This is a genomic window from Rhodococcus shunpengi (assembly GCF_048381395.1).
In the GTDB taxonomy this organism is placed as follows: Bacteria; Actinomycetota; Actinomycetes; order Mycobacteriales; family Mycobacteriaceae; genus Rhodococcus.
Map to the genome: position 1 here is coordinate 123,945 of NZ_JBLWIU010000008.1, position 12,523 is coordinate 136,467.

Genomic DNA, 12,523 nt, shown 5'->3' on the forward strand with positions numbered 1-12,523 from the left:
GAGCCGAAACTGCGGCTACTCGCACAGGTTCATTTCGTCGAGATTCTCTGCCTCACTGATGCAATCGCTGTAATCCTGCAGGTCGGTTCCGATCTGGTCGAGATCGTTTCCGAGCTGGTCGACGGCGGTGAAGAACATGACGATGCCAACGATGCCGAAGATCACGGCAAGGGCACTGAGAATGATGCCCGAGATCGCGGTCTTCTTGTTCGTCGCCTTGTTCTTACGACAACGGCTGATACCCGCTAGACCCAGAGCGAGCCCGATGATGCCGAGAATGAAGCCGATGAACCCGGTGATCGGCATCAAACAGAACAGGAGACCCACGATCCCCAGAATCAGCGAGGCCAGGCCCATCCCATTCTTCTCCGGATTTACGGGAGCCGGCGCTCCGAATCCCGGCCCCGACATCGGACGAGTCTGCTCTGTCCATTGATTTCCGTCCCACCAGCGCTCGACGCCCGGGCTATTGCCGTCTGCGTACCATCCCGCTTGCGTGCTCATGTCTTGTCCATTCTCGACGGGGATTTGCTGGACTAACCGGCATGCTAGCGGGCATTGTTACCACTTCCCGCTTATGTCGTGGCGCGGCTTTCCTCTGGTTTCCGGGAAGCGACCTTCAGCGCCTGTTACCCTGCGTTCGGTAGGACGCAGATCCGATGATCGTTGACTCAACCCTCGAATGGAGTAGCGGGCTTCCCCTACTGAGTATTTCCTGCAATGCCGCTGTCCCCCGACTGTCAGGCATCTACTGTGTGCGCCACAAAGACTTCGATGGTCTCGACTACATCTGGTAGACCGAACGAAGTCTTCGCGAGCGCCTGGGCCCATTGTCCCGGTGCCACGCGAAGCAAATTCCCTATCGCGCCCCTCATACGGCTGCACCCGCGCTCTGGGCATTACGCCATGCAACCGACGGTGAATTCGAGGCATCGTTCGCAACAGTTGCTAGGGATTCCCATACCCGGAAGGGACTGGAAGCGTTGGCGATCGGGTTGTACCGCCGGGAGTTCGGTTCGTCCCGACCGTACGGTTCGGCTGGGTACCGGACGGTTATCGCGCTCCCTCTCCGAACAACTCGCGCCTGCGGTGGCCGCAGGCTCCAGGTTCCGTGGAGGCATGTACGACGGACCGCCAATAACAGAGCACCATGCCGGGACGCCCCCAGTTGATTCGCTTACGCCAGACATCCAGAGCCAACCGTGGGTGCGGACATCGTTGGAGCACGTGGATAGCGCTGCCGAATGTCCGCTACGCGCTCCCCGCCAACACGGTCGGCCTGTATCGCATCAGGGCGATCGAGACGACGCCCTGCTGTATATCGACCAAGGCGTACTCCCGAATCGACCTCTAGCGCACCTCGCAAAGATCACCACAGTCGGTCATTCGCAAGGCGCGATCTTCGTCGAACAGCAACGAATCGAGGTCTCCTGGGTTGCAGCACCGCAGCGACCGGCAAACCAGCTACTGGGCCCCAGAATGACCTTACCGCAGCACACGTTCTTGATCTGAACAGCACTCCCGTAGCGCAGTTCAAGGCATGACTACCGAAGATGCGCAGGTAAATTCGGCAGATTCGAGCGGCGACTGAAAGACGTTGAGCCTGTCTCCAGCGAAGCGCCTTATACGTCAAGTCGCCACGAAGATCTTGGTTCGATGCCAACCAAGATATGCACGGTTAGGCAGATCCGCACTGCTGGGAAGAATCAATTTGTCCGCTAGCGGAGGCTTCCCGAACGCTCGACGTAAAGGCTCCTCTTCCTCCAACGCGCGCTCCAGGTCTCGCGCATAAGTGATTGAGAGGTCCTCGGCAACTGTGATCAATCCAGTGTCGAAAGCGACGTCGTGGGTGGGGCAGGCAGCCAACCCGTTCAGATGGTCGAGCCTTTCCTTATCCGAGCTGTCACGCCACGGTTTGATATGACTGGCCGTGAGCATTCTCGGCCAGCGTTGCCCACCGACGACGCTGCTCATCCCGCAAAAAACGCAACGATTGCCGTGGTTGCCCATAACAGCTCTGGCGAAGCGGTGTTGTCCGATTCTCACCGTTGAAGTGAGTACGCGCTGCGTTACTTCGATCGGGATATCCGTGCGGTCACGTGCCCATTTCTCGATCGTCACTTCCAACTCGGACTCGATCTCACTCGGAACGAGTTCCTCCTGACCTGCAAGCCAGAGAGTTCCTCCGTGCTCCAGCTCTAGGAAATCCGGTAATGGATCACGATCAATACCTTCTGCCCGAGCCGCACGCAGAATTCGAAGATAGACATCCTGCAACAGCTCGCTGTCGGAACTCATTCGGGCCGATACTTCGAGTTCATGTCGGCCACCATTGCTACGCGTCCCGTCGAGGTTCGCCATCTTTGCCAGGATGCTCGTCGGTGGACGTTTGTACAGGGCTGCAAGTTCTTGCACCGGGAAGCCCGCACGATGTGCACTGCCACTACCGAACCGGCTGTGGTCGACAAGTAATGAGGCACATAAGCAGAGGACGACTTCGCTGGGCACGAAGTTCACCTGCCTCTGTCCTGGCGTTACCGGCTGCCTGGCCAGAACCGAGCGCCATTCCATGCGGAGTGATTGGTCCGACGGCTCCAGAAAGTCACTGAGGCTGTGCATACCCCGGCGATTCACCACTTTCCTACCTCCTGATCAAATGCTATCCGCACTCGTCCGTGGCACAAACAAGATCGATATTCAGCGCGAAGCCGCACGCAACGGGACCAGAGAACTCAGTAGGTCCCAGCGCGCTGTCTAATGAACGGACGATTCGATCGCTCGTCTGCGACGACTACCACAGTCCGCCTTCAAGCCTCCACTCCTTTGTCAGCAGACCAACGAGTTCTTCCTGACGCTCCTCAAGAATGTCGGCCGTCCACTTTTTCTGTTGCAGGACCTGAGTAGTGATCGCGAAGGACGCCACGCCGTACTTCGCCGTGAAGTACTGGGTCTTCTTGCGGTCGAAGTCGTAGTTTCCTGCCGAAGCATTCTTCGTCCGATTCAGCAGCACCAAGTTGCCGAGTCGATGAGTCCAGAACTCGCGCTGCGCAGGAGTGAACCATTTCGTCCAATCCGACCCGACCTTCGGATTCTGCGGGAGCACATGTTCGACCGAGATGCGCGGGTGGTCGTACGAGACTCCGGACGCATTCGACAACAATTCATCGAGCCGGAGAAGTACGTACTTCCGCACGGGAGCGACCTTGTAGATCTCGCCACGCAGGCGATCTCCGGTTTCCTTGACCTCGTCGCCACTCAACTCGAACGCAGGCGAATCGAGACCGTGGCCGGCCGTAAGGTCTTTCAGCAACTGGATGTAGCGAGAGGCTCTGGGAGTCGCATACACGCGCCGGACGAGCATGCTTGCCGCGAGTCGCTCGAGGGAGCGGAAGAAGCTGTTGAGGAACTCCGGGTCATCACTCTTGTTTCTCAACGCCCACAGAGCAGGTGCACGCCAATCGCCGTTGTCCAGCTGATCCAATCGCTTCAGCCAGCGGTTCACCTCCTCCGCACCCGACGATGAGGTGTAATTCTGATCCCGCAAGGTGCCATATGCCTCGGCGTACGGCACAACGACAGAGTCGACAAACTCCGCTCCCTTGCCGGGAATGTAGGACGAGAGGACCGATTCCTCGAACTCCTTCAGCAACTCCTTCTTGGGACGTTCCTTGACGACAATCGTTCTGATATGCAGGAAAAGGTCAGCGAAGTCGTCTGTTCCCAAAGCTTCTTCAGCGTCGTCCCACCGATCGGCATACTCGTCGCGACGACTCTCTGCCACGTCGCCGACGACCCGCGCTTTGAAGATGTCCGCCGCTGACAGGTCCAAACCGCGCGAGTTCATGACGCTGAAAATGCGGTGCGCGCTCGCAAGGTCCGGAGTAGTAACCACCACGAGGAAGGTTCGGGCCGCAAGCATTTTCGTGAGTTGAAGCCGCCGATCCTCGGCCCATTCGGATATCGTTCCGAACAGAGCGCGACCATTTCCATGGATGGCGCGCTGCGCGTCCGTCCTCAGATTTCCCGGCTTGACGTATTCAAGAAGCTTGATCCCGCCCGGCGACTGGACGTGCTCGGCGAAGAACTCGCGATCCCTGGCTCGAAGCGCCAACCGCGGTTTGCTTTCGAGGTCGAGCATCAGGCTTCCCTGCTCTTGAAGCATCGCATCGATCTGCTTCGCAAGTTCCGGGTTCGTCGTGGAGTCGCGAAGCACCGCGAGCAGGATCGTCAATGTGGTCAGACGTTGCTGACCATCGATGACTTCTGCGCGCGCCGCATTCGGAGACTTGACCAGAACGATCGATCCGAGGAAGTAAGGCTCGTCGCCGCCGCGTTCCATCGCTTCCACAAGATCCTCGAGCAGCTGGCCGGCCTGCTCGACCTGCCATGCATAAGGCCGCTGATACTCCGGAATATGGAAGTCGTAGTCGCCACAGAAGACCTTGTTCAGCGGCACTTCACGCGCCTCGAGCTGTTGCATGGCGTCCATCATGCAGCATGCGCTGCGGACTCAATGATGCAGCCCCCCAAGGCTACATAGATCAGCGGATCAGCTCAGCACACAACAGCGATGGCGAGCTTTGCAAGATCCGCGACGAGGTACCCCGCGCCCGTTAAGCCAATTGCCTTTTGAAGATCGCAAGGTAGAGCTGACCCTTCACGTTCCCCGTCAGATTGCCCATCAAAGGGATGTTCTGGTAACTGATCATTTCCCACCCCTGTGCCCCGAGACCGTTCAAGCGGTCGCTGAAGTTTTGCAGCGACTCTGCTTGCTTCTTCGGGTTCCACCGCTCGGTGACACTGATCGACTCGGTGAGATATTCCCACTTGATCAAAGGATTCACATCAACCCCATTGTTCTGATACCCGAGCCGGGGTCGTCACAGGTCAGCACGACCCCGGCTCTTACATTCGATGTCGAATCAGCAGGGATTCGGCTCGGTCAGCTTCACAACCGAGAGCACCGCGTCACCCTCACCGATCGGAACACCTACGCCCGGAGTCTGTCCGACCACGACCCAGTTCGCATCGAGTACCTGGTTCCGTCCCTTACCGGTCGCATCGGTACTACGCGAGTAGAAGACGCCGAGCTCCTGAATAAGGTTCTGCGCGTCCTGAAGATTCATGCACACCACGTTCGGCATGGGAACCGTCGTCGGGACAGGCGTAGCCGACGACGTGGTGGTCCTCGGCGCAGCTACAGGAGCAGGAGGCAGCTCGGTGGTGGAAGAACTCACGGGCGCTTTCGTCGTGGTCTCCGCCGACGTACGTGCCTGGGTCGTCGTAGACGGTTGAGACACCGATGATGTCACGGAAGTCGAGGCCGATTCTGTCGTGGACTCGGAATCCGAGCCGCAGGCCGACAGACCTGCCGCCAACCCCACAACCGTCAAGACGGCTCCTGCAGCACGAACAGAAGTACCGACGCTCCACGACATGATCTATCTCCTTCTGGATACCGGCACTTCGAGCCGGACAATGGAGAATCGTCGCGAGTAACTCTGTCGTTACACGGGATTCGGGATCGAAACGGTAGCCTCGACCGCGCATGCGTTCTGACCGCCAACTAGCCATCGCACGCGCTGTCTCATACCCACACCCCACGCTGAGCAAGGATCCACCTCACTGGGTCCAAGCACCGGAACGGCGAAATGCCGTTGTGGTGCAGCCGATCCCCCACCGGCGACTCGCCGAGAGCGGAGACAGCGAAGAATCTGCTGTTCAGCGTCACTCCGGTATGCGGCTGATCCACCGACATCACCATCGACTTCGCTTCGAGCTTGTCCAGCAGACTCCGGACCTCCTCGTGAAGGAGTCGCCCGTCCATCTCGTTGTACGGCGCGTACTGCAGACTCGGGTCGCGGGAGAACGCTGCACCCGGTTGCCCCATGATCTCACTCCAGTCGCTGCCCTCCACGTTGTGGAGTGCTTGGAGCGCATCGAATTTGGACAGCACCACGGCAAGGTTCGGTGTGAAGTTCCCGATGATCGAGAGAACTGTGCGCAGCACCGAACGCGGGTCACCGCCGACCCGCTCCTGCACCGGCACCAGGTCGTGCAGCTGCTGACGTACGGATTCGACCCGGAGTGGATCGAACATGAACACCACGCCGTCGGCTTGCGCGAAGAATCGCATGTGCTGGACGTGGACGTTGTTCGGATTCTCCAGGTCCTCCCCCGCCACGTCCCGCAGGATCAAGTACTGACGGCGTCCGTTCCATACTCCGAGCGAGAAGACCAGCGGTTCACGCTGGTACTGGTTGCTCGTATGCGCTGCGGGAGTCGGTTCGAGGATGCCGCGTTCTTCGTAGAGCGGCTTCTCGTACAGCTCGCGATACACCATCTCCGTCTCGGACGTCGCCGGCTCCACGACGCAGTTCAGTCGCTCCCCGAGCAGCTGGAGGGCCTTGACGAGAACCGCAATGTAGACGGTCTTTCCGGTCGCGCGCGCTCCGGCCATCGCGAGACAGGTGGTCTGCGCACCCCGAAGTCCGACAGGAAGCCGGTAGTGGCAGGTCGGGCATGCCTCGACAGCCGGCCCTCCGGCCTTCTCCTCAACCGTCTCGGCCTCGGGCCACCAGTCCTCCCCTGCTGCAGCGGGGCGGTCGAGGTAGACAACCTTCCCCGACCGGACGGGCGTCCCTTGATGAGCGGTGGCGATCTGGTCCGGCTCCACCTCGGCGGGCGCAGTGGGCAACCAAGCAGTCCGGTCGGCCGGAAGGTCGGTGAAACACCGTGGGCATTTCGTCATCAGAAGGCACCTTCCGTCTGCATGCCAGGGGCCAGTCCCGCCACGAGCGACTTCACGGTCCGGAACAGATCGTGCGGATCGTCCAGCCACCCCCGACTCGCGTGCGTCTCGGTCGCGGTCGATACGACCGTCCCGCCCGGTTCGAGCTCGTTCGGCGAGTCCCCTCCGGCCTGCAGGATGATGGGACGTCGTCGCACCCCCTCGACCGGGACCGCGGTGTGATCCGCCGGCACAGCGTCGGTCACCGTGAAGACAAGAGTCGGTTCGGCGGGGTGCGACCGGTCGACGGTGGAAGACCGGAAGCCGATACCCAGTCCGGCAACGTCCAGAGCGCCCTGCACGGTATCTGCAGCGCGTCGCAGTTCCTCGATCGGCAAGGCCGTGACCCCGTGTCCGATCAGGTTCACGTGCAGTTGCTCCCGACGTCCGACGACAGCAGCGATGCCGGTCAGAAGGTCGACGACGTCGCGTACGGTGCCGTTCTCGATGAGGGGAAGCATCGACATTGTGGTGTCGATGTCGACCTCGATCCGAACCTGCCTGGACTCCGGCAACCGGTCCACACCGAGCACTCCTCGGGCGGCCGAGCGCGCTCGCGCACCGAGTTCGTTCAGCGGGACGTCGACTGCGGTCTTGCGCGCGCGGACGACGAGCCGATCATCGGTCGGGGTGATGGTGGCAAGTTCGACATGGTGTAATCCCGACACGTCCAAGGGCGTGAGTTCGGCCCGGTCCGGATCGACAGCATTCGTCGTGTCCACCGCGACGATCGCCTGAAGCACCGTGCCCTGCGGGAATCCCGAGTCGTTCCCAGGGGTAGCAACCACGACGACATCCCTGTCGATCCGCGGCAACACCACGAAGCCGGGCTTCGGATGCAGCGCCGATGGTAGGTCCTGGCCGTCCGCGGTCGTCGCACGAACGACCACCGGAACGTCGAGCGCTGTGACGGTGACGGCCAGCGGTTGCCGAGGCAACTCCACCCGCCCTGCCCCGTCGAGTACGTAACCCGGCATCAGATCGATCCTCTCGGTCCGGAAATCACACGTTCGGCGTCCGCCAGCCGCTGGTCGAACCACCACACGACGAAGGCCTCGTAGGCTTCGCACACCTGGCTGGCGTCGCGGCGCCCATGAGCCCGTAGTTCGGCGTGGATCGTCGTCATCACAGCTCCGGGCCCTCGGAACCACGACGCGGGCAGCAGGCGTGTCACAACTTCGTCGAGCAGTCCTTGCCGGCCACCCTCGGACTCGATCACGAGCCGAGTCAGCAACTCGGTCTGCGCCGATAGTCCACCCGCCCTCGGTGCTCGGGGCGAACTGAACACCGCGTGCGCGATCAGCCACTCGACTTCGATGACACCGGATTCGACGAGTTCGACGATCGACTCGACGGCATATCTCGCTTCGGTCGCAACTGCGTCGACGAGTGCGTCCTGGTGTGTCGCCGGCAGGTCGAGTTCCGCCAACGGATCTCGGTGCGGTCGGGCAAGTGCTCCCAGGAGAAAGACGACAAGTCGCGCGAGCACATCGCTCGGAAGCTCGGCTGCGTAGTGCCGGGCGTAATCGGTGAGTACCGGTAGCCCGTCCTGCTGCCAGGCACGATCGAACTCGAGCCCTCCGACCGTCGACCAACTCTCCTGCCAACGGATCGCGGCCCAGCTCTCTGCGAGGTCATCGAGGTACCGATGCCCATGCCAGCGTCCCCTCAGCTCACCGCGACGTACTCGGATCAGGTGAGCGGCGACAGCTTCGACATCCGACGCCCATGAATTGCACACGACAGCGTCCTGCAGATATCGCGGCGCGACCACCCGGGGAAACGTCTCGATCGCCTGATGCCATTGAACGACAGTCCATTTCTGGGCTGCGACCACCTCATCCAGGCTGTCGACACTCGCAGCGCCGTCTTCGAGTTCGAAGAAGGCACGCCACGACGCAACCGTCGCCAGATCGCTGCGAACACGTCCACCGTCGGCAGTGAGCCCGAAAACACCCTCGGCAACAAGGACACTCACCGGGGACGTCACGACGGAACTGTCCGCCACGAGCTCGTCGAATGCCGGCCGCTCCCTCAGGCTGCTTGCGACCCATGCGAAGACCGAACGCTCCAACCGGCGCCCCAGTGGTCGGGCGAGGAAGTCGGGATGCGTGACCACCGCCGGCTGCACGAAGTCGACACAGGTGCTCTCCCCCACCTCCCCGACTTCGGCGACGACCGCAGGTCCTGCCTTCGGATCGCACAGGACGGGCACGACCGCGAGTTCGAGAATCTCGAAAACGCGATCCTCACTGCGTGCGGTGAGGAGTCCTGCTCGCACCACCACATCGATCGTGCGTAGAGCTTCCACAGTGACGTCGATGCGGTTGCTTCCCACGCCCACCTGGTGTCGAAGCCGGTCGATTGCGCGCTCTGCCGCGGTGACGAGTTCCGGTGCACGATCACAGTGATCGAAGAGTTCGCGGCGCGTCGGGTCGGCACTCGCGATCCATCCGACCTCGGCGAATGCGCGATGCGCAAAGACCAAGGCGGCGAGAGTGCGCACCGCTGGCGCCAGGGTGTCGTCGCGTGACCAGCGATCGAGTCCTCGAGCCGCGTCCTCGGCGCTGTCGCCGAGGTTGTGTTCCGCAATGTTGGCGATCAGTGCCGCCCATTCCGTACCTGCGACCGTCTCCGGACTGTATTCCAACAGAATCGTTGTCGCTTCGTCGAGAGCGTCGTGAAGTTCGTCGTCCGACACCACAGCTATCGCCAACGGCCACATCGCTGAGAGACCGTCGTCGCCTACTTCCGCTGCGATCACGTCCTGACGGGCAAGCGCACGTCGCGCCGGTTCTTCCTCCACCAAGATCGTCTGGGCGAGCAGCGACCACGGAGTCACCGGCACAAGATCACCGTTGTCGACACAGTGCGGTTCGCCGTCGAGTTCACCGAGATCGGGCGACTCGTCTTCTCCGAAGACGACGCATCCGGGCGTATCTCCGGGCAGATCGTCGAGCGGCACGGCGATCAGGTGTGCGCCGCACGCGACCGCGTCGTCCACCGCATGGAGTCGATCGAACGTCGACCACCCGAACCGCCGGCTCGTGCCGGGCGACATGAAGTGCGAGACCGAGGCGATCCACAACGCTGCTCTGTGCGGATCCCGACAACCGAGAACCACCGGCGGCCCGCCTTCGAGCGCTCGTGCCACTGCATCCAGAAGAACGCTGAAGACACCGACGCGCCATGTGTCCGGATCGAGCAGGAACTCCAGCACGGCGTCGTGGGAGACGAGATCGCTCGGTTCCGGCTCGGTGGCACCGAGAGTTGCTGCAGCGACCTCGTCCGCACCGTAGGGCACGAGCCAACCCGACGAACCCCACCGCTCGATCGGACGACCATCGGCCGCTTCGCCACCGACACGATCGATGAGACAGTGCGCGAAGACATTTCCGGGTCGTCCCGACGCATCCGCACCGGCCGGAACCGTGTGCCAGTACATACCGGTACGACCTGCCCCGGGCGCGTACATCAACCGTCGTGGGCGATTGCGAAGCTCCTCCGCATTCGGGAAACGAGGGATCGGAGGTATCGCGTCGAATCGGGTCACGATCCCCGCTCGCAGCCGTTCCTTCTCGTCCGCGTCGAGGTCGCCGGTAGTGTTTTTGACCTGCCAACCTCCCGCGGTCGCGGTACCCGGACGGTCGAAGGAGGTATAGGTGAGCTGGCCGAACCTCGGGCGTTCGGTGTCGTGGGCGCTCACGTCACTCCAGCGGATCGTCGATCGGACGCCGGTCGATCAGATCGAGGTTGATCTGCTCCACCGGCGGGTCGAGCAAGGCGATGGTGCGCGCCTTCTCGGGTCGCACATCCGCGAACACGCGCACGAATCCCCTCGGGTCGCTCACGTCGACCATCCACGGCTGAGACCACTCGCGACGCAGGCCGTTCGGATGGAAGCTCCGCGCTCCCGGTTGCGTGCCACTGCCTCCGCGGACCTCGAGCGGTTGACCGTCCCGCGCACTCAGCGGCAGCCGCCTGAGATTGTGCACGATGAGGAAGGGTGGTGCGGTGGACAATTCGATCTCCGACGCCAACCGGATGGCCAGGGCCAGTCCTCCACCCGGAGCAGGCCGGGATTCGATCGTGTACTGGATTCGCAAGAGTCCGGGATAGTCGACGGTGGACGGTTTACCGACGATGCGTTCGCCCGCCGTGTAAGCGATGGCGACGACATGCACGGCGCACCCCTGCTCGGGAAGTCGATCCCGCAGATGCAGCCCACCGTCCCGCTCGTACTGCGAACGGGAGATCTCCGCGACCGGTCGCTGCTCGATGGCGTGTTCGGCAGGCACCTGTGCCGCGCTCACGTAGACCGACACCGACGCGGCGCCGTCCGGCCACGGAAACATCACCACCTGCTCGGTGCACCGCTCGACGATGCGAACCCCCTCGAGCGCGGGGAGCGGCCGGGTCGCGATGACGGTACGACCCACCTGCACCTGCCCGTCGAGAACGGTCACCGGAGTGAAGTAGGCACGCACCCACCCCCGCGGCCACGACACGTTGGCCATGCTGTGGCGGCCCTGCGAATCGATGACGACCGGGTGCACGAGCCGCGCGGACGCGGGAAGCCCACCGGAGACGTCCAGGGCGCTCGCTTCCAGGAGTTCCCGGTCGATGCCCGCCTTCGGCGCGGTCTCCGTGCGGTACATGACCACGCTGCCGATGTCCGGCGGGGTCCACCCCAGGTCGAAATGGAGACCGTCGTCGTGCTCGTGAGTGGTGACCTGCAGATCGGTGACCGGTTCGAGGACGGCGGAGACGAGCACCTCGGCCTGCGCCGCCGGCGACAGACGTGTCTGCCCGTCCACCTCGATCTCGCAGATCGCGCGGTAGAGGTAGCGGTGACCACGCAACGCATCACGGTCGACGAACCCACCGAAGTTCGGCTGATCGGCAAGGATCCGGTAGCGCGGGTCGTTCGTGACGGGCGAGCGGCCGTCGAGTGGGATGCGGAGGACCCGGACGCGGGAAACTCCCGGCCACACCGACCACTGGCCGATCACCGCACCGTCGTCCTCGATGACGACGAAATCCTGGACGGCGCTCAGGACGTGTCCTTCGGCGATGAGCACCGGCTGGCGTTGCGCGGCATCGCGCTCGTTGCTGCCGATGTGTGCCCACACCTGCAGATGACGTACCGCTGCTGCCGCGGGTTCGATATCGATGATGATCGAGCCCCGGGTGACGCCGACGAGTCGACCTGCTTCGGGCTTGTAGGCCCGGTGGGTCTCGCCCGACACCACTCGATACAGCACCGTCGTTCCGGACCGCCCGGGCAGCGGTGTCCATTCGATGCGGTGCCCACCTCGCGGTTCAGCGGTGATGGTGAGCGGACCGACCTCGTACTCCGACTCGCCGTGCAGATACTCGCAGAAGTCCTCGGTTCCGAGGTCGACCAGGAATTCGCTGCCAGGTAGAGGTTCGACCGGTTCGACTACCGGTTCCGGTTCGGGCTCCCGTGTCGCGGACGTCGTCTCGGACGGAGCGGTGTCGGGGCTCTGCGCGCTGGCCGACGTGAGCGCTTCGACGAGACCCTCGACGAGAGGCTTCGCGTGGCGAGGGAGCATCGACTCGATCTCGGCGACAGTGCGCCGATTGGTTCGGACGATCTGCTGCAGATGGGTGTCCTTGATCAGTCCCGGCCGCAGTCGACCCTTGTCGATCTCGGTCTGCCGCCACTGCTGCAGCGCTTCGATGACACCTTCCGACACGGAAATCCTCGCT

At 62.6% G+C, this 12,523-nt stretch carries 10 protein-coding genes; 1 reads left to right on the top strand and 9 read right to left on the bottom strand.

What is annotated here, in order from left to right; translation table 11 throughout:
- Positions 1 to 15: 15 nt before the first annotated feature.
- From ACNJ7K_RS01515 to ACNJ7K_RS01535, 5 genes are all read right to left on the bottom strand, one after another.
- Positions 16 to 504 carry a DUF2510 domain-containing protein gene (locus ACNJ7K_RS01515; protein ID WP_120282013.1) on the bottom strand — a complete coding sequence of 163 codons (489 nt, stop codon included), beginning with the start codon at positions 502 to 504 and terminating at the stop codon, positions 16 to 18.
- A gap of 1,125 nt (positions 505 to 1,629) precedes the next feature.
- The gene (locus tag ACNJ7K_RS01520) at positions 1,630 to 2,361 is read right to left on the bottom strand and encodes an HNH endonuclease (protein WP_487041070.1); all 732 of its coding nucleotides are present in this window, start codon (positions 2,359 to 2,361) and stop codon (positions 1,630 to 1,632) included.
- Positions 2,362 to 2,791: 430 nt separating this feature from the next.
- Complete coding sequence (locus ACNJ7K_RS01525) at positions 2,792 to 4,480, bottom strand: DUF262 domain-containing protein (protein WP_487041071.1); 1,689 nt, start codon at positions 4,478 to 4,480, stop codon at positions 2,792 to 2,794.
- A 133-nt stretch (positions 4,481 to 4,613) separates the two neighbouring features.
- Positions 4,614 to 4,844, bottom strand: a complete 231-nt coding sequence (locus tag ACNJ7K_RS01530; protein WP_487041072.1) for a DUF4177 domain-containing protein — start codon at positions 4,842 to 4,844, stop codon at positions 4,614 to 4,616.
- Positions 4,845 to 4,922: 78 nt separating this feature from the next.
- Positions 4,923 to 5,126 carry a hypothetical protein gene (locus ACNJ7K_RS01535; RefSeq protein ID WP_060651576.1) on the bottom strand — a complete coding sequence of 68 codons (204 nt, stop codon included), beginning with the start codon at positions 5,124 to 5,126 and terminating at the stop codon, positions 4,923 to 4,925.
- Between ACNJ7K_RS01535 and ACNJ7K_RS01540 the strand changes: the two genes are divergently transcribed.
- A complete protein-coding gene (locus ACNJ7K_RS01540) occupies positions 5,125 to 5,295 on the top strand; it encodes a hypothetical protein (RefSeq protein WP_183070820.1) in 171 nt (56 codons plus the stop codon). The genes ACNJ7K_RS01535 and ACNJ7K_RS01540 overlap by 2 nt on opposite strands.
- A 292-nt stretch (positions 5,296 to 5,587) precedes the next feature.
- Here ACNJ7K_RS01540 and ACNJ7K_RS01545 read toward each other — a convergent pair whose 3' ends face one another.
- Genes ACNJ7K_RS01545 through ACNJ7K_RS01560 form a run of 4 tightly spaced genes read right to left on the bottom strand, consistent with a single transcriptional unit; the run spans position 5,588 to position 12,510 of the window.
- Positions 5,588 to 6,751 (bottom strand): TRAFAC clade GTPase domain-containing protein, encoded by a 1,164-nt coding sequence (locus tag ACNJ7K_RS01545; RefSeq protein ID WP_120282008.1) that lies wholly within the window; start codon positions 6,749 to 6,751, stop codon positions 5,588 to 5,590.
- The gene (locus ACNJ7K_RS01550; protein ID WP_487041073.1) at positions 6,751 to 7,767 is read right to left on the bottom strand and encodes a hypothetical protein; all 1,017 of its coding nucleotides are present in this window, start codon (positions 7,765 to 7,767) and stop codon (positions 6,751 to 6,753) included. Before ACNJ7K_RS01550 ends, ACNJ7K_RS01545 begins: the two co-directional genes overlap by 1 nt.
- On the bottom strand, positions 7,767 to 10,496 hold the full coding sequence (locus ACNJ7K_RS01555) for a GAP1-N2 domain-containing protein (protein ID WP_487041074.1): 2,730 nt from the start codon (positions 10,494 to 10,496) through the stop codon (positions 7,767 to 7,769). Before ACNJ7K_RS01555 ends, ACNJ7K_RS01550 begins: the two co-directional genes overlap by 1 nt.
- 1 nt (position 10,497) lies before the next feature.
- Positions 10,498 to 12,510 (bottom strand): SaeA-related protein, encoded by a 2,013-nt coding sequence (locus ACNJ7K_RS01560; protein ID WP_487041075.1) that lies wholly within the window; start codon positions 12,508 to 12,510, stop codon positions 10,498 to 10,500.
- Positions 12,511 to 12,523: the final 13 nt, after the last annotated feature.

Bases quoted from the DNA above. Each gene is read 5' to 3' on its own strand.
- ACNJ7K_RS01515 (WP_120282013.1), bottom strand. From the start codon at position 504: ATGAGCACGCAAGCGGGATGGTACGCAGACGGCAATAGCCCGGGCGTC.
- ACNJ7K_RS01520 (WP_487041070.1), bottom strand. From the start codon at position 2,361: ATGGCGAACCTCGACGGGACGCGTAGCAATGGTGGCCGACATGAACTC.
- ACNJ7K_RS01525 (WP_487041071.1), bottom strand. From the start codon at position 4,480: ATGCAACAGCTCGAGGCGCGTGAAGTGCCGCTGAACAAGGTCTTCTGT.
- ACNJ7K_RS01540 (WP_183070820.1), top strand. From the start codon at position 5,125: ATGCACACCACGTTCGGCATGGGAACCGTCGTCGGGACAGGCGTAGCC.
- ACNJ7K_RS01535 (WP_060651576.1), bottom strand. From the start codon at position 5,126: ATGAATCTTCAGGACGCGCAGAACCTTATTCAGGAGCTCGGCGTCTTC.
- ACNJ7K_RS01545 (WP_120282008.1), bottom strand. From the start codon at position 6,751: ATGACGAAATGCCCACGGTGTTTCACCGACCTTCCGGCCGACCGGACT.
- ACNJ7K_RS01550 (WP_487041073.1), bottom strand. From the start codon at position 7,767: ATGCCGGGTTACGTACTCGACGGGGCAGGGCGGGTGGAGTTGCCTCGG.